Source organism: Kitasatospora sp. NPDC085879 (genome assembly GCF_040686255.1).
GTDB lineage: Bacteria > Actinomycetota > Actinomycetes > Streptomycetales > Streptomycetaceae > Kitasatospora.
This window is the reverse complement of the sequence record NZ_JBFBJZ010000021.1, coordinates 1-16684: the sequence shown is the minus strand read 5'-3', so window position 1 is coordinate 16684 and position 16684 is coordinate 1. Positions and strand designations below refer to the sequence as shown.

The 16684-nt window shown below is 73.2% G+C and carries 14 protein-coding genes and 1 pseudogene; 11 read left to right on the top strand and 4 right to left on the bottom strand.

Going from position 1 to position 16684, the window contains the following annotated elements:
• Positions 1-11: 11 nt before the first annotated feature.
• Genes AB0P35_RS17825 through AB0P35_RS17815 form a run of 3 tightly spaced genes read right to left on the bottom strand, consistent with a single transcriptional unit; the run spans position 12 to position 2985 of the window.
• Positions 12-857, bottom strand: coding sequence for an ABC transporter permease subunit (locus tag AB0P35_RS17825; RefSeq protein WP_363511635.1), 846 nt, complete (start codon positions 855-857; stop codon positions 12-14).
• Positions 845-1801 carry an ABC transporter permease gene (locus tag AB0P35_RS17820; RefSeq protein WP_363511633.1) on the bottom strand — a complete coding sequence of 319 codons (957 nt, stop codon included), beginning with the start codon at positions 1799-1801 and terminating at the stop codon, positions 845-847. Before AB0P35_RS17820 ends, AB0P35_RS17825 begins: the two co-directional genes overlap by 13 nt.
• An 8-nt stretch (positions 1802-1809) precedes the next feature.
• Complete coding sequence (locus AB0P35_RS17815; RefSeq protein WP_363511631.1) at positions 1810-2985, bottom strand: extracellular solute-binding protein; 1176 nt, start codon at positions 2983-2985, stop codon at positions 1810-1812.
• Positions 2986-3254: 269 nt separating this feature from the next.
• Here AB0P35_RS17815 and AB0P35_RS17810 point away from each other — a divergent pair, with 269 nt between their 5' ends.
• Both AB0P35_RS17810 and AB0P35_RS17805 read left to right on the top strand, forming a co-directional pair.
• Complete coding sequence (locus tag AB0P35_RS17810) at positions 3255-4022, top strand: GntR family transcriptional regulator (RefSeq protein WP_095872718.1); 768 nt, start codon at positions 3255-3257, stop codon at positions 4020-4022.
• 281 nt (positions 4023-4303) lie between these two features.
• Positions 4304-5518, top strand: coding sequence for a hypothetical protein (locus AB0P35_RS17805; protein WP_363511628.1), 1215 nt, complete (start codon positions 4304-4306; stop codon positions 5516-5518).
• Between the two features lie 377 nt (positions 5519-5895).
• Here the strand turns inward: AB0P35_RS17805 and AB0P35_RS17800 are convergent, their stop codons facing one another.
• Positions 5896-6504, bottom strand: coding sequence for a TetR/AcrR family transcriptional regulator (locus AB0P35_RS17800; protein ID WP_363511626.1), 609 nt, complete (start codon positions 6502-6504; stop codon positions 5896-5898).
• A 132-nt stretch (positions 6505-6636) separates the two neighbouring features.
• Between AB0P35_RS17800 and AB0P35_RS17795 the strand changes: the two genes are divergently transcribed.
• From AB0P35_RS17795 to dacB, 9 genes and pseudogenes are all read left to right on the top strand, one after another.
• On the top strand, positions 6637-7398 hold the full coding sequence (locus AB0P35_RS17795; protein WP_363511624.1) for an SDR family NAD(P)-dependent oxidoreductase: 762 nt from the start codon (positions 6637-6639) through the stop codon (positions 7396-7398).
• Between the two features lie 65 nt (positions 7399-7463).
• A complete protein-coding gene (locus AB0P35_RS17790; RefSeq protein WP_363511622.1) occupies positions 7464-8162 on the top strand; it encodes a type 1 glutamine amidotransferase domain-containing protein in 699 nt (232 codons plus the stop codon).
• A 219-nt stretch (positions 8163-8381) separates the two neighbouring features.
• Positions 8382-9473, top strand: a complete 1092-nt coding sequence (locus AB0P35_RS17785) for an amidohydrolase family protein (RefSeq protein WP_363511620.1) — start codon at positions 8382-8384, stop codon at positions 9471-9473.
• 97 nt (positions 9474-9570) lie between these two features.
• A complete protein-coding gene (locus AB0P35_RS17780) occupies positions 9571-10248 on the top strand; it encodes a uracil-DNA glycosylase (RefSeq protein ID WP_095875379.1) in 678 nt (225 codons plus the stop codon).
• A 267-nt stretch (positions 10249-10515) separates the two neighbouring features.
• The gene (locus AB0P35_RS17775; RefSeq protein ID WP_363511618.1) at positions 10516-11430 is read left to right on the top strand and encodes an SCO1860 family LAETG-anchored protein; all 915 of its coding nucleotides are present in this window, start codon (positions 10516-10518) and stop codon (positions 11428-11430) included.
• A 183-nt stretch (positions 11431-11613) separates the two neighbouring features.
• Positions 11614-12636 (top strand): glutamine synthetase, encoded by a 1023-nt coding sequence (glnII, locus tag AB0P35_RS17770; protein ID WP_095872711.1) that lies wholly within the window; start codon positions 11614-11616, stop codon positions 12634-12636.
• Positions 12637-12800: 164 nt separating this feature from the next.
• Positions 12801-13955 carry a M48 family metalloprotease gene (locus AB0P35_RS17765; RefSeq protein ID WP_363511615.1) on the top strand — a complete coding sequence of 385 codons (1155 nt, stop codon included), beginning with the start codon at positions 12801-12803 and terminating at the stop codon, positions 13953-13955.
• A 96-nt stretch (positions 13956-14051) separates the two neighbouring features.
• Positions 14052-14786 carry a polyprenol monophosphomannose synthase gene (locus AB0P35_RS17760; protein WP_095872709.1) on the top strand — a complete coding sequence of 245 codons (735 nt, stop codon included), beginning with the start codon at positions 14052-14054 and terminating at the stop codon, positions 14784-14786.
• Positions 14787-14966: 180 nt separating this feature from the next.
• Positions 14967-16565, top strand: a pseudogene (gene dacB, locus AB0P35_RS17755) (D-alanyl-D-alanine carboxypeptidase/D-alanyl-D-alanine-endopeptidase).
• Positions 16566-16684: the final 119 nt, after the last annotated feature.

The following is a 16684-nucleotide window of genomic DNA, read 5'->3' as shown; positions in this document are numbered from 1 at the left end:
GGGGTCTCCGGTCAGGATTGGGCGGGTGCGGGGCGGCGCTCGCGGCCGGCGGCGGCGAGCAGGAGCAGCAGCACCCAGGTGATCAGCAGGCTCAGCACGGACACCGCGACGGACATCTGGCCCTGGCTGTTGCCCACCGAGTACACCCAGACCGCGAAGGGCTGGTAGCCGAGGATGGAGGCGGCGGTGAACTCGCCGAGCACCAGCGCGAGGGTGAGGAAGGCGGCGTTCAGCAGGGCGCCGCGCAGGTTCGGCAGGACGACGGTGACGACGGCCCGCGGCCAGCTCGCGCCGCAGCTGCGGGCGGCCTCCACCAGGGTGCGGACGTCGACCGCGCGCAGCCCCGAGTCCAGGGCGCGGTAGGCGAGCGGCAGCGACATCAGCACGTAGGCGATCACCAGGACGATCGGGAACTCCGGCTGCTGGATGAAGACGATGGTCTGGAAGAACGGGGTGTCCATCAGGTGGTCCGGTCCCCACCGCAGCACGCCGATGACACCGGCGGTGAAGGCGACCGGAGGCACCACCAGCGGCAGGGTGCACACCACTTCGAGGACGGCGCGCATCCGGGACGTGCCGAGCCGGGCGGCGATCAGCGCCGGGACGAGCAGCGCCAGCAGCACCACCACGGTGACGGCCGCGAGTTCGAGGGTGAGCACCAGGGCGTCGGTGAAGCCGGGGGCGCTCAGCAGGCCGGTGTAGGCGTCGAACTGCACGCCGCCGGACCGGTCGTCGACGGAGAACCAGACCGAGGCGGCCATCGGGACGAGGAAGTACAGGCCGGCGACGAGCAGGACGGCGCCGCGCCACAGGCGCGGGCGTCGGCCGCCGCCGAGCCGCTGGGTCAGCTGAGCCATCGGGCGCTCCGGCGCTGGAGGGGCAGGTAGACGGCCATCACCAGGACGGCGACGACGATCATGTCGAGGCTGAGGGCGAGGGCGAGGTTGCCCTGGCCGACCAGGACGTTGCCGGAGAGCGCGTCGGCGATCGACCGGCTGATCAGCGGGACGGTCGCACCGACCATCGCCGCGGCGGTGGCGTACGCGGCGAACGCGCTGCCGAACAGCAGCACGTAGCCGCCGAGCAGCGAGGGCAGCAGGATCGGCAGCGCGACGTGCCGCCAGTACTGCAGCGCGGTGGCCCGGTTGTTGGCGGCCGCCTCGCGCCACTGGGTGCGCAGCCCGTCCAGGGCCGGGGTGATGGTGAGGACCATCAGCGGCACCAGGAAGTACAGGTAGGCGATGCTCAGGCCGGTGAAGCCGTAGAGCGTCCAGCCGTGGTCGGTGAGGTGGAACAGCTTGGTGATCTCGCCGGCGTTGCCGAGGGTGGCGACGAAGGCGAAGGCCAGCGGCAGTCCGCCGAAGTTGGCGAGCACGCCGGAGGCGGTCAGCACCGCCTCGCGGACGGCACGGAAGCGCGAGGTCACCACCGCCTGGGCGAGCGGCAGTCCGACGACGGTGCCGATCAGGGCGGTGAGCGCGGAGAGCTTGACGCTGCTCAGCAGGGCCGTCCAGTAGGCGCCCTGCACCGAGTCGGTGACATTGGCGGTGCTGAACGAGCCGGCGCCGGTGTCGGCGTCCGAGGAGAGCGTGAACGCGCCGGTGACGATGGCGATCGCGGGCAGGCCGAAGCCGATCGCGAAGAACGCCAGCAGCGGCAGCGCGGCCAGCCAGGACCCGCCGCGCAGGCGGCGGACCCGCGGGGCGGGCTTAGGAGCGGGGGACCCGGCGGCCACGGCGCCCGGGCCGCCGCTGGGGTCAGCGGCGGCCGGGGCCGGCACCGGGGTGGGAGCCGTGGTCATGGTGTCGATCAGCCCGCGATCGCCTTGGTCCAGTTCTCGGTCACGACCTTCTTGGCGGCCGTGATCTGGTCCTGGCTCGGGAAGGTGGTGAAGGGCTTCTCGACGGCCGGCAGCTTGGCGGCCGCGGCGGAGTCGAGGGTGCCGTCCTTCTTCAGGGCGTCGAACAGGGCCGGGGTGGCGTAGCCGCCCAGGTACAGGTTCTGGCCCTCGGCGCTGAAGAGGTACTCCTGCCACAGGCGGGCGGCCGCCGGGTGCGGGGCGAACTTGTTGACGCCCTGGTTGTAGTACTGGGCGTAGGAGCCGTCGGACGGGACGGCGACCTGCCAGTCGATGCCCTTGCCCTTGAACTCGTCGGTGTAGCCCGCGTTCAGGTACGACCAGTCGATCGAGATCGGGGTCTCGCCCTTCTCGACGGTGGCCGGAGTCGACTCGACCGGGTTGAAGTTGCCGGACTGCTTCAGCTTGGCGAAGAAGTCGATGCCGGGCTGGATGTTGTCCAGCGAGCCGCCGTTGGCCAGCGCCGCCGCGTACACGCCGCCGAAGGCCGAACCCGACTTGGTGGGGTTGCCGTTCAGCGCGACCTTGCCCTTGTACTCGGGCTTCAGCAGGTCGGCGAAGGTCTTCGGGCAGGTGCCGACGCGCTTGGCGTCGCAGCCGATCGAGATGTAGCCGCCGTAGTCGTTGACCCGCAGGCCGGCCGGGTCCTTCATGGTGTCCGCGATCTTGTCGAAGGCGGCGACCTTGTAGGGGGCGAGCAGCCCGTCCTTGGCGGCCTGCAGGGCGAAGGCGCTGCCCAGGTCGACCACGTCGGGAGCGCGGTCCTGGCCCTTGCGGGAGGTGATCGCGTTGATCTCGTCCTGGCTGGAGCCGTCCGGGTTCTCCTCCTCGATCTCGATGCCGTACTTGGCCTTGAAGCCCGAGAGGATCTTGCCGTAGTTCGCCCAGTCGTGGGGCAGCGTGATGACGTGCAGCTTCCCCTCCTTCTTGGCGGCGGCGACCAGGGCGTCCATGCCGCCCAGGTCGGCGGCGGAGGCGGCGTCCTTGGCGGCCTTGGCACCCGCCGCGGGCTTGCCGGCGTCGCCGGAGGCCGCGGAGGAGCCCGCGGAGCCGCAGGCGGACAGGGAGAGCGCTGCGGCGGTCAGCACGGCCGCGAAGGCGGCGGCACGGGCGCGGTGCACGGTCACGGATGGTTCTCCAGGGTGAGGGGCGCTGCTGCGGGAATTCGCTCGGGGAGGCGCCGATCGGACGGCCAAGTTGGCCAGCCAACTTTCGGCGACGCCGGTAAGTACGCCGGAGGGCGGTGACGGGAAGGTGAACGGACGCCCCAGGACAGGGGGCGGCTGCGGGAACGGTGGAGACCGGCCCGCCGATCGGTGATCGAAAACGGTTACAGTCGGTGCCGTCCGCCCCGCGCCGAATGCGCCGGACACCTGCCAGGAAGGACCACACCGCCGTGCCAGCAGACCCGGACCGCGCAACCGGCGCCCTCTACCGCACGGTGGCCGCCGACCTCCGCGAGGCGATCACCACCGGCCGCTACGGCGAGGCCGGCCGCCTCCCCGCCGAGGGCGCCCTCGCCGAGCGGTACGGCGTCTCCCGCGGCACCGTCCGGCAGGCCCTCGCGCTGCTGCGCGCCGACGGCCTGGTCACCTCCCGCCGCGGTACCCGCCGCGTGGTGCTCGGCAACGCCCGCGTGCAGAGCTTCTCCGAACTCCTCAGCTTCACCCACTGGGCGCGCTCCATGGGGGAGGAGCCCGGCGGCCGGCTGGAGTCGCTGGTGCGCCGCCCGGCCGACGCCACCGAGTGCGAGCTGCTCCGCCTGGAGCCGGGCACCGAGGTGTACGTGACGCTCCGCCTGCGCACCCTCTCCGGCACCCCGGTGATGGTCGAACGCACCGTCTACCCGCCGCGGGTCGGCGAGATCGTCGCCGAACTGCCCGCCGACGCGGTCTCGCACACCGAGCCGCTGCGCGAGCACGGGATCCTCTTCACCGACGCCGACCACACCATCGACGTGGTCGCCGCCAACACCGAGGACGCCCGCCTGCTCGGCTGCCGCCGCGGCAGCCCGCTGCTGCGCGAGAAGCGCCGCACCACCGACCCGACCGGCACCCCCGTGGAGTGGTCCCAGGACCGCTACCTGCCCGGCACGGTCGCCTTCTCCATCCACAACTCGCTGGCCTCCTCGGCCCTCTCCCGCCACGCGCGGGACGGCGACTGAGCCCGTCGCAACGCGACCGCTCAGGAGGGGAGTTCGGCTCCGTCCCGGGTGCGCGGGTCTGCGGGTGTGCCGGTGACCGGTCGGCTCGGGCCGCCCGGGTGTCCCGGGTGGCGGCGCTGTCGCGCGAGCGTGCGCGGCAGGCCGCTGAAACCTCGTCACCTGTCACCCGATCGGGTCGACTGTGCGGCGACTCGGCCCCTGTGGCTCGCCCCGCCGCCCGCGGGTTGGTGCACTCGTGCTGCACGGCCGGTACCGGCCGGTGCGCGAGGGAGGGAACCCCGATGGCACGGACCGCACCGATCGGACGGGCGGAGCGGCTGCTCCGCCGCGCGGCCACGCTGGTACTCGCCTGCGCGGCCGCCACCGCGGCGGCCCCGCCCGTCCCGGTCGCCGACCCGGCCGACGGCCCCGCCCCGCTGTCCGGCCCCGCCGGCTGGCACGCGGCGCGCATCCCGCCGGCCGTCCGCAACCAGGAGCTCCGCGCGGTCGCCGCACTCGGCCCGTCCGCCGCCTGGGCCGTCGGCTACGAGGAGAGCCCGGCCGGCGGCACCCCCCTGGTCGAGCGTTTCGACGGCCGTGTCTGGCGGCGCCTCCAGGTGCCCGGCCACCGCGGCACCGGCAGCCTGGAGGCCGTCCTGCCGTTCGGGCCCGCCGACGTCTGGGCCGTCGGCAGCCGCAACGACCCGGCCGCCGGAGAGGACCGCGCCCTCGCCCTGCACTGGGACGGCCGCGGCTGGCGCGAGACCCCGCTGCCCGCCGAACCGGACGACCGCTCGGCCCACCCGCTGGCCCTCGCCGCAACCGGCCCGCACGACCTGTGGGCCGTCGGCGCCACCGCCCAGGACCGCACCACCGCACCCCGCCCGCTCGCCCTCCACTGGAACGGCTCCGCCTGGGCCGCCGTGCCCACCCCGGGGACGGAGGGCGACGCCCTGCTGCTCGGCGCCGCCGCCGACCGGGCCGGCGGCCTCTGGGCGGTCGGCGTCGCCTACGACCCGGACGGCACCGGCCGCCCGCTCACCGAGCACTGGGACGGCCGCACCTGGCGGATCGTAGACGCCCCCGGCCCGGACGGCGGCAGCGCCACCCTGGAGTCCGTCGCCGCCGTCGCCCCGGACGACGTCTGGGCCGTCGGCTCCACCACCGACGAGGACGGCCCGGCCCGCCCCTACCTGCTGCACTGGGACGGCCGCGACTGGCAGAGCGCCGACCCGCCCGCCGAGGCCGACGGCCAGCTCCACGCGGTGGCCGCCGCCCCCGACGGCACCCTCTGGGCGGCCGGCGAACAGCCCGGCGCCGCCACCCCCGCCTTCACCCTCCGCCACCGCGACGGCACCTGGACGTACCTCCCCGCCGACCCCGCCGCGGCCGGAGCCTCCTTCTTCTCCGTCACCCCCGTCCCCGGCACCGGTGCCCTCTGGGCCGTCGGCTCCACCCAGCCCCAGCTCCAGGACACCTGGCATCCCGTCGTCGAGTCCTACACGCCGGACGACTGACAGCCGTCGTGACGCACCAGTGCGGAGCGCCCCACCCGGTCCTCGACACGGCGTGCGGGAGGACGGCCCGTCCGGCGTCCGTCCTGCGCTCCTTCCGGCCGAGCAGCGAGAGCCGTTACCGGTGAGGGATCCCACACGCGGATCACCCCCCTTGGCGCGTGGACGCCAGGGAGGTATGGTCGGTCGCTAGGTAGAGTGACCGGTCTACCTACCACCTGGGAATGGCATCTCGGCCTTCCCGGCGGGACTGCCTGGCAGGCAACTGTCGGCCGGTCCCGGTGCACGTCGAACAGAGGTGAAGTGCCATGAAGCCAATCCGCGCCCCGGCTCGCCCGGGATCCACCAGGGGGCCGGTGTCGCGCGCACCCTCGACGGGGTCAGCCGCCCGACCGGATCAGTCGGACCGCGTCCAGCAGGGTCGTGTGGGCGGCCGTCGCGTCGTCCAGGTAGCCGGCTGCCATCGCGCCGTCGTACAGCATCAGCAGCGCGCCGGCGGCCGACTCGGGGGCGGCGTGGCCGAGCCGGGTGAGCAGCTCCTGGAAGAGGGCGCGGAGCCAGTCCCGGTGAGATGCCACCAGGCCGCGTACCGGATGGCCGGCATCCGGGTACTCGGCGGCCGCGTTCAAGAACGGCGATCCGCGAAAGCCGCGCTCGCGGGCGTGCTCGGCGATCGCCTCGAAGATCAGGTCGATCGCCTCCCCGGGCGGGTGCCCGGCGGCCAGCGGCTCGGCCACCTCGCGGTAGTAGGCGTCCTTGGTCCGCAGATAGGCCACGACCAGGTCGTCCTTGGCGGCGAAGTGCCGGTAGAAGGTCACCTTCGTCACCCCGGCCTCGGCGATCAGCCGCTCCACGCCGATCGCTCGTACACCCTCGTAATAGAACAGCCGCGACGCGGCCAGGACCAGACGTTCGCGAGGCGGCAGGTCTCCCTCGATGGTGGTCTCCTGATGCTTGGCATTGATCGTCTTCCGCCCAGTGGTGCTCACTTCCCCATTCTGCCCTCGGCCCGGCCGTGAGCGGCCTCCCCCCGTACGGCCCTCGCCAGGAGGGCCGCCCTCTCCCCCATCCCGCACGGCCCGCAGCAAGGCGGCCGTGCCGCGCATCGAAAGGCTTGAACGATGACTCGTCGTCTCGAAGGAACCGTCGCCCTGGTCACCGGGGCATCCAGCGGCATCGGCCGCGCCACCGCCCTGGAGCTTGCCCGCGAGGGCGCCTCCGTGGCCGTGGTCGGCCGGCGTGAGGACCGGCTCACCGACCTCGCCGCGGAAATCTCCGACGCCGGCGGCAGGGCCCTGGTCGTGCCCGCCGACATCACCACCGCCCAGGCCGCCGCGGAAGCGGTCGAGCGGACCGTCGAGAACCTGGGCCGCCTGGACACGCTGGTCAACAACGCCGGCCTCATGCTGCTCGGACCCGCCCCCGCTGCGGACCTGGACGGCTGGCGGCGCATGATCGACATCAACCTCATGGGCCTGATGTACACCGCCCACGCGGCCGTCCCCCACCTTGTCAAGGCCGCCGCCGAGGAGCCGCGTCAGGTCGCCGACATCGTCAACATCGGCTCGCTCGCCGGCCGCAACGCCTACGCCATGTCCGCCGTGTACAGCGCCACCAAGTTCGGCGTCGGTGCCTTCAGCGAGGCGCTGCGCCAGGAACTCGCACGCCAGCACGTCCGCGTGTCCGTCATCGAGCCGGGCAGCGTCGACACCGAACTGCGCACGCACAACCCCGACGTCATCCAGCAGCACATCGTCGCTGCCCTGGGCGACATCGAACGGCTGCAGAGCCAGGACATCGCCGACACCGTCGGCTACATCGTCACCCGCCCCCGGCACGTGGCCGTCGCCGAACTGCTGGTACGCCCCACCGAGCAGGCCTGAGCGGCGAGCCCGGCCCCCGTCCGAGCCCGAATGCTCAGGTGGCCGGCAAAGGGAAGATGGGAAAGATGAGACAGAAGAAGATTCTCGCGGTGGTGACCAATCAGGCCACCTATGGGGCGAGTAGGCACCGGACCGGCCTGTGGCTGGGCGAACTCGTCCATTTCTACGACAAGGCGGTGAAGAGCGGCCGCACTGTGGATGTGGTGAGCCCGGCGGGCGGCGAGGTACCCCTCGACCCTCGAAGTCTCGGCCGGCTGTTCGCCGACCGGACGGTTCGCAGTTATCTCGCCGACCCGGCCTTCGTGACCGTCCTGAAAGGCACCGATTCTGTTGCCGACGTAGATCCGGACGACTACTCCACGATCTTCTTCACGGGTGGTCATGGAACAATGTGGGACTTTCCCGACAACGCCGACCTGCAGCGAACAGCTCGGGCCATCTACACCAGTGGCGGCATCGTCTCCTCGGTCTGCCACGGGGCGTGCGCCCTCATCAACCTCCAGGACGCCGACGGGAGCCCGCTCGTACAGAACCGCACCGTCACAGGCTTCGCGACGGTCGAGGAAAGTCTTGCCGGCGTGAAGCGAAGGGTGCCATTCCTCCTGGAGGACGAACTGCGCGCGAAGGGGGCCAAGTATGTGCGCTCCACCGTCCCCATGACGCCGCATGCAGTGCGTGACGGCCGCCTGATCACGGGCCAGAACCCGGTGTCCACCAAGGCCGTCAGCGCCTTGATTCTCGCTGCCCTGGCCGAAACCGAGTAACCGGTCGAAGCCGAGCAGCCCGTACGGAGACCGCGGCGCCGGCCCGAGGTGATGGACGCCGGCGGTGTGGGGAGCGCACCGGGATCGAGCGGGCGGCGGTCAGCGGCGGGAGGTCAGGAGGGCGCTCAGGCGGAGGCCTTTCGGGTACGGCGGGGTGTGTCGCCGGTCTGCCGCGGCGGCCCGGCCCGCCGGGCCGTGACCCGTCGGTAGAGTGCCGGCATGAGCGATGGCGCGGTGCTGCACATCAAGGGGCGGGTGCTGGTCGGGCCCGAGGACGTCCGGGACGAGCTGTGGGTGGTGGACGGCCGGGTCACCTTCGACCGGCCCGCGCACGCGGCCGAGGTGCGCACGGTCTCCGGCTGGGCGATGCCCGGCCTGGTCGACGCGCACTGCCACGTCGGGCTGGACGCGCACGGCGCCGTGGACGACGCCACCAGCGAGAAGCAGGCGCTCACCGACCGGGACGCGGGCACCCTGCTGATCCGGGACGCCGGCTCGGCTGCCGACACCCGCTGGATCGACGACCGCGAGGACCTGCCCCGGATCATCCGGGCCGGCCGGCACATCGCCCGCACCCGCCGCTACATCCGCAACTACGCGCACGAGATCGAGCCGGGCGACCTGGCCGCGTTCGTCCGGCACGAGGCCCGCCGCGGCGACGGCTGGGTGAAGCTGGTCGGTGACTGGATCGACCGCGAGGAGGGCGACCTGACCGCCTGCTGGCCCGGGGACGCGCTGCGTGAGGCGATCGCCGCCGCGCACGAGGAGGGCGCCCGGGTCACCGCGCACTGCTTCGCCGCCGCGTCGCTGCCGGACCTGCTGGCGGCGGGCATCGACTGCGTCGAGCACGCGACCGGGCTCACCGAGGAGCTGATCCCCCGGTTCGCCGAGCGCGGGGTCGCGATCGTGCCGACGCTGGTCAACATCGCGACCTTCCCGAGGCTCGCGGCGGGCGGCGAGCACAAGTTCCCGGCCTGGTCGGCGCACATGCGGCGGCTGCACGAGCGCCGCTACGACACGGTGGGCGCCGCGCACGACGCGGGCATCCCGGTGTTCGTCGGCACCGACGCGGGCGGCTCGCTCGCGCACGGCCTGGTGGCGGACGAGGTGGCCGAGCTGGTGAAGGCCGGCCTGTCGGCCACCGAGGCGCTGTCGGCGGCCAGTTGGGCGGCCCGCGAGTGGCTCGGCCGGGACGGTCTGACCGAGGGCGCGCCGGCGGACCTGGTGGTCTACGCGGAGGACCCGCGGGCGGACGTCCGGGTGCTGGCCGATCCGCGGGCCGTGGTGCTGCGCGGCAGTGTAGTGGCCTGAGCGGCCCGGCCTGAGCGCCGGGGCCGGCGAGTACGGGCACCGGCCGGGCGTCAAGCTCCCCGGCGGCGTGTCGGAGTGGGCCGCTAGGGTGATCACCATGGCACCCCGTCCTCTGCACGAGATCGTCGAACCCGGCTGGGCCCGCGCCCTGGAGCCCGTGGCGCCCCGCATCGCCGCCATGGGCGACTTCCTGCGCGCCGAGCTGGCGGCCGGCCGCACCTATCTGCCCTCCGGCCCGAACGTGCTGCGCGCCTTCCAGCAGCCCTTCGACCAGGTCCGCGTCCTGATCGTCGGTCAGGACCCGTACCCGACCCCGGGCCACGCGGTGGGCCTGAGCTTCTCCGTGGCGCCCGACGTCCGGCCGATCCCGCCGAGCCTGGTGAACATCTACCAGGAGTACGGGACGGACCTCGGCTTCCCGCCGCCGTCCACCGGCGATCTCACTCCGTGGACACAGCAGGGCGTGCTGCTGCTCAACCGCGTGCTGACGGTGACGCCGCGCAAGACCAACTCGCACCAGGGCAAGGGCTGGGAGGAGGTCACCGAGCAGGCGATCCGGGCGCTGGCGGCCCGCGGCGGTCCGCTGGTGGCGATCCTCTGGGGTCGGCCGGCCCGCAATGCGCGTCCGCTGCTCGGCGGGATCCCGGCGGTCGAGTCGCCGCACCCGAGCCCGTACTCCGCCGACAGCGGCTTCTTCGGCTCCCGCCCGTTCAGCCGGGCGAACGAGCTGCTGGTCGGGCAGGGCGCGCAGCCGGTGGACTGGCGCCTGCCGTAACGGAGTTGGACGAAGTCTCGGACGCCGCGGCCCGGGCGCGTCAGACCGCGGCGTCAACCTCACCCGAAGGAGTGAACTGACGCTCCGTGGTGCTCGGGTGACGGACGGTTCGAGTGAGACTGAGTGTCAGTCAGAGCACGAGCCCCTTCCCCCGGACCGGTGCGCGCCCCGCCTTGTCCGCGCCCGCGCGGGGGTGACGTCTCCGCGCCCCGCGCGGGTGACGTCGGTGGCGCGCTCTCCCGGTCCGTCTGTGGGGGTCACTCCGTCATGCCGTCCCGTTCTTCCGTCCGCGCCGTCGCCGCCTCGCTCGCCGCCTCCGCGCTCGCCGTCTCGCTCCCCGCCGCCGCCGCGCGGGCCGCCGAGCCCGGGCCCTCGGCGGGCAGCGCCCGGGCGGTCACCGCCGAGGTCGACCTGGAGGTGTCGCTGCTCGACAAGGCGGTGCGCATCCCCGTCGACGCCACCCTCAACAGGGTGCAGACGCCCGCCGAGCGGGACGCCTCGATGCTCACCGCCGCAGTGGACGGCGTCGACCGCGGCCGCCCGGTGACCCTGGTCAAGGCGGACGTGGGCCGCTCCGTCACGCACGCCGACGCCCGCGGCACCTCGGCCTCCGTCACGCTCGCCGACGCGAACGTGCACGCCCCCGGCCTGCCCGGCACCACCCTGCTCGGCCTGCAGGCGCTCTCCGCCGAGGTCACCTGCCCGGTGGACGGGCAGCCCACCGCCAAGGTGACCTCCCCGCTGAAGCTGACCGTGCTCGGCCGCCCGGTCAGCGTCGGGCTGAACAGCCCGAGCCGGGTCACCGTGCCCGCCGTCGGCACGGTGGAGGTGGAGTTCTCCAAGAAGACGGTCACCTCCACGACGGCCGCCGCCTCCGCGCTGGAGGTGTCGGTCGACGTCAACCCGCTGAACCTCAACGTCGCCCGTGTGACGGGCAGGGTCACGGTGGCCTCCGTCTCCTGCGAGAAGCCCGCGCCGGCGCCGGTGGTCCAGACCTCTGCGCCGGCCCCGAAGCCCACGAAGGCGAACCTCCCGGGGCCGGCGAAGCAGCCGCAGGCGCTCGCCACGACCGGCAGCAGCGGCACCGGCGCACTGCTCGGCGGAGCGGCGACGCTGCTGGTCACGGGCGGTGCGGCGCTCTGGGTCACCCGCCGCCGGCGGGCCCGCGCGCGCCACCGCTGACCGCCTCCGGTGGGCCAGCCGTCCCACGGGTGTGCCCGCATGATGAGACGTGCACTGTCCGACTGTGAGCGTGCCGCAGCGGACGGTTGGTTCACATGGGCGTTACATAGGAGGAACAACCGGGAAACGGCGACTTGCGACGCTACGCGGGCACCCACCACCCAAGCAGTGAGGTTCACCGCAATGGCAATCAAGGCCGAGTACATCTGGATCGACGGCACCAAGCCGACCGCCAAGCTCCGTTCCAAGACTCGGGTGCTGCCGAACGCGGACAAGATCCCCACCTGGGGCTTCGACGGTTCTTCGACCAACCAGGCCGAGGGTCACGCCTCGGACCGCGTGCTCGAGCCGGTGAAGGTCGTCAAGGACCCCATCCGCGGTGGTGACAACATCCTGGTGCTGTGCGAGGTCCTCGAGATCGACGGCACCCCGCACGAGTCCAACACCCGCGCCCTGCTGCGCGAGGTCGCCGAGAAGTACGCCTCCCAGGAGGCCATCTTCGGCATCGAGCAGGAGTACACCTTCTTCAAGGGCTCCCGCCCGCTCGGCTTCCCCGAGGGCGGCTTCCCGGCTCCGCAGGGCGGCTACTACTGCGGCGTGGGTGCCGAGGAGGTCTTCGGCCGCGAGATCGTCGAGCTGCACCTCGACCGCTGCCTGGACGCCGGCCTCGCCATCTGCGGCATCAACGCCGAGGTCATGCCCGGCCAGTGGGAGTTCCAGATCGGCCCGGTCGACGCGCTGACCGTCTCGGACGACATGTGGATCGCCCGCTACCTGCTCTACCGCACCGCCGAGGAGTTCGGCATCGACGCCACCCTCGACGCCAAGCCGGCCCGCGGTGACTGGAACGGTGCGGGTGCGCACACCAACTTCTCCACCCGGGCGATGCGCGAGGGCTACGAGGCGATCATCACCGCCTGCGAGTCCCTCGGTGCCTCGGAGGAGAAGGTCATGGAGCACGTCAGCCAGTACGGCGACGACATCCAGTCCCGTCTCACCGGCAAGCACGAGACCGCCCCGTGGAACGTCTACTCCTACGGCGTCTCGAACCGCGGTGCCTCCGTCCGCATCCCGTGGCAGGTCGAGGTGGAGCAGAAGGGCTACATCGAGGACCGCCGCCCGAACGCGAACGTCGACCCCTACGTCGTCACCCGCCTCCTGGTGAACACCTGCTGCGAGGCCCTGGAGAAGGCCGGCCAGGTCTGATCCGCGCTCTTCCCGGAGCTTGTGCCCGCCGTCCCCTCCGCACCGCGGAGAGGGCGGCGGGCCCTTTCACGTTCCGACCGGTCACGTTGGGACCGGTCACGTTCGGGCCCGTCACGTTCCGACGGGTCCGCATCCCGACGAGCGGCCTTCCGTAGGGTGGTGCCATGGCGGACGACCCCGACTTCACGCCCGAGCAGGTGGCCCGCGGCCGGGCCCTGCGGCGTTCCCAGGTGCCGTGGCTGCTCGGCGGCGCGCTCACCGCGCTCGCCCTCACCCTCGTGCTCGGCCTCACCCCGGCCGGCGCCGCGCTGGTGACCTGGGCGGGCGGCCTGTTCGGCGGCTCGCGCACCGCCGAGGTGCTGGGCGGCGCGGCGGCGCTGGCCGTCCTCGGCCAGGCCGTGCGGATGCCCTTCGGCGCCCGGATCAGGGTCGTCCGGGCGCGCTACGGCCTGGTCACCCAGGGCTGGGGCGGCTGGGCGCTGGACGCCCTGCGCGGCCTGGGCCTCGGCCTCGCGCTGCTGCTGCCCGCCGCGCTCGGCCTGTACGCCCTCACCGGCCGGTGGCCGGACGGCTGGTGGATCCCCGGAGCCGTCCTCGCCGCCCTGCTGGTGACCGCGCTGTCCTTCCTGCACCCGCTGCTGATCGAGCCGGTCTTCAACCGCTTCGACCCGATGCCGGACGGCCCGCTGCGCGACGCCCTGCTGGGCCTCGCCGACCGGGACGGCGTCCGGGTGCGGGACGTCCTCGTCGCGGACGCCTCGCGCCGCACCACCGCACTCAACGCCTATGTCTCGGGCCTCGGTTCGACCCGCCGCATCGTCGCCTACGACACCCTGCTGAGCACCGCCGCACCGCGCGAGGTGGAACTGGTCGTCGCCCACGAGCTCGGCCATGTGAAGCACCGGGACGTGCTGACCGGCACCCTGCTCGGCGCGGCCGGGGCCGCCGCCGCCGTCGTCCTGGTCGGGCTGGCGGCGGGCTGGCAGCCGCTGCTGGACGCGGCCGGCGCCGACAGCGCCGCAGACCCGCGCTCCCTGCCGCTGCTGGCCGCCCTGGTCGCGCTGATCGGCTCCGCGAGCGGCCCGCTGCAGGCCGCGGCGAGCCGCCGGATCGAGGCCAGGGCCGACCGGCACGCGCTCGAACTCACGTCGGACCCGGAGCAGTTCATCGCCATGCAGCGCCGTCTCGCGCTCGCCAACGTCTCCGACGTCGACCCGCCGCGCCTGCTGGTGCTGCTCTTCGGCACCCACCCCAGCGCCACCCGCCGGATCGCCGCCGCCCGGGCCTGGCGCCCGCGCGCCGCGCAGCCGGGCGCCTGACGCCCGGGGGTGGGAGACCGGCGTGCCGACGGCCCGGAGCCCGGTCGTAGACTCGCCGAAGACGTCACGGAACGTATCGAACAAGGGATCTGATTCATGGTGGACGCCTCCCCCAAGGTCGTCGTCGTCGTACCCACGTACAACGAGCGGGAGAACCTGCCGGTCATCGTCGGCCTGCTCGCCGACCTGGGGATGCCCAACCTGCACGTGCTGGTCGTCGACGACAACTCGCCCGACGGCACCGGCGAGGTCGCCGACAAGCTGGCCGCCGACTCGCCCGGCACCGTGGGCGTGCTGCACCGCACCGAGAAGGACGGCCTGGGCCGCGCCTACATCGCCGGCATGACCCGGGCGCTGGACGAGGGTGCCGATGTGGTCGTGCAGATGGACGCCGACCTGTCGCACCCCTCGTCCGTCGTCCCGGTCATGGTCGACACCCTGCTCTCCGGCGACGCCGCGGTGGTGCTCGGCTCCCGCTACGTGCCCGGCGGCTCGACCGCGTCGGAGTGGCCGTGGCACCGCAAGGCGCTCTCCGCCTGGGCCAACTTCTACGTCAACGCGATCCTGCGGCTGCACGTCAAGGACGCCACCGCCGGTTTCAAGGCGTGGAAGGCGGACACCCTGCGCGCGATCGACCCGCAGTCGATCCACAGCAACGGCTACTCGTTCCAGGTCGAGATGAACCACCGCACCGTCCGCCGCGGCCTGCGGATCGCCGAGGTGCCGATCCGTTTCGAGGAGCGCGTCAAGGGCGCCTCCAAGATGAGCTTCGGCGTCCAGGTCGAGTCGGCGCTCGCCCCGTGGAAGCTGCTGTTCGCCAAGCGCGGCTGACCTCCGGTCGGCGCCCCGGCGGGACCGTCCGCGGTCCGGCCGGGGCGCGGCCGATCGGACGAAACCGCTCAGCACTCGGGTGACACCACGTCACCGACCGGCGCTGTCGGCCGGTTCGCTCCGCCCGCGTTCCTATTCTCCGTCGGTAAGGCCCGGTTCGACCGGCCATCCGACTCCCGAATGGTTGAACACATGCGAGCGAAGACCCGGAGCTGGCGGGTGTGGGCCGGCATCGGCGCGGTGCTGATCGGCGTCACCGCGACGACCGGAGCGGCCGCCCCGGCCAAGGGGCACCAGGACCTCGGACCCGGGATCGACGCGATCCTGGCCAAGCCGGCCTACCAGCAATCCCAGTGGGGGATCCTGGAGCAGGACCCGGAGACCGGCCGGACCGTTCACGACCTGCAGGGCGGCAAGTTCTTGATCCCGGGCTCGGTGGCCAAGCTGTTCAGCGTCTCCGGCGCCTGGGACACCCTCGGCGGCGACCACCGCTTCACCACCCCGGTGAACGCCCTCGGCAGCCGCTCCGGCTCCGTCCTCAACGGCAACCTGGTGATGGTCGCGCAGGGCGACCTCACCATGGGCGGCCGGACCAAGCCGGACGGCACGGTCGACTTCACCCCGATCGACCGCACCTACGCCAACGACGTCCCGGGTGCCACCCTGACCCCCGAGGACCCGCTGGCGGGCCTGAACTCCATCGCCCAGCAGGTCCGTTCGGCCGGGATCAGCCAGGTCCGCGGCAACGTGGCGGTCGACCCGCGGCTGTTCACGGCCTAGCCCCCGCTCGACCCGCTGCCCACCCCGATGATCGTCAACGACAACGTCATCGACCTGCTGACCACCCCGACCGCCCCCGGGCAGACCGCCCAGCTGTTCTGGCGGCCGCAGGTCGCGCCGTACCAGGTCACCTCCACGGTGCGGACGGTGCCGGCCGGCGGCACCACCGACATCCAGGTCTCCATCAACCCGGACGGCACCCGGATCACGCTGTCCGGCACCATCGCCGCCGACGCCGACCCCGTCCTGCGGATCTCGCACATCCAGGACCCGAACGCCTTCGCCCGCACCGCCCTGATCGAGGCGCTCGCCCGGGCCGGCGTCACCGTCACCGCCCGCCCGGTCGGACCCAACCCGGTCGGCCTGCTGCCCGCCGACTACCCCGCGGGCTCCCGGGTCGCCGCCTACGTCTCCCCGCCGTTCGAGCAGTACACCCGCCTCATCCTCAAGGTCAGCCACAACCTCGGCGCCAACCTCGGGATCTGCCTGATGGCCGTCGCCGCCGGCAGCCACGACTGCGTGGACGGCTTCCCCGTCCTGCGGGCCTTCCTGGAGCGGGCCGGCGTCGACCTCACCCAGGTCCAGCTCGCGGACGGCCGCGGCGGCGACCCCGTCGACCGGGCGACACCGGTCGCCATCAACCAGATCCTCGCGTACTGGCTGCGCACCCCCGAGGCGGACACCTTCCGCAACGCCCTGCCGATCCTCGGCGTCGACGGCACCCTCGCCGACAACTGCACCGACTGCCCGGCCAAGGGCAAGGTCTGGGCCAAGACCGGCACGGTCGCCGGCTTCGACTACCTCAACCAGCAGCTCGCCGTCGGCGCCGAGACCATCGCCGGCTACCTGGACGCGGGCAACGGCCGCCTCCACACCTTCTTCGCCGGCGTCAACAACACCCAGGCCGCCGACTTCGACGGCTTCCTGGAGATCGACGACGACGTCGCGAACGTCGCCGCCCTGCTCCAGCAGCAGGCCGCCCGGCACCCGCAGCACTGACGGACCCGCCACCACCGGGGCGGGGGGGGGGCCCCCCCCGCCCCCCCCCCCGGGGGGGCGCGGGGAAGCCCGGGGGGGCGGGACGCGGCACAACCACACGCTGGGGGGGGGGGCCAGCC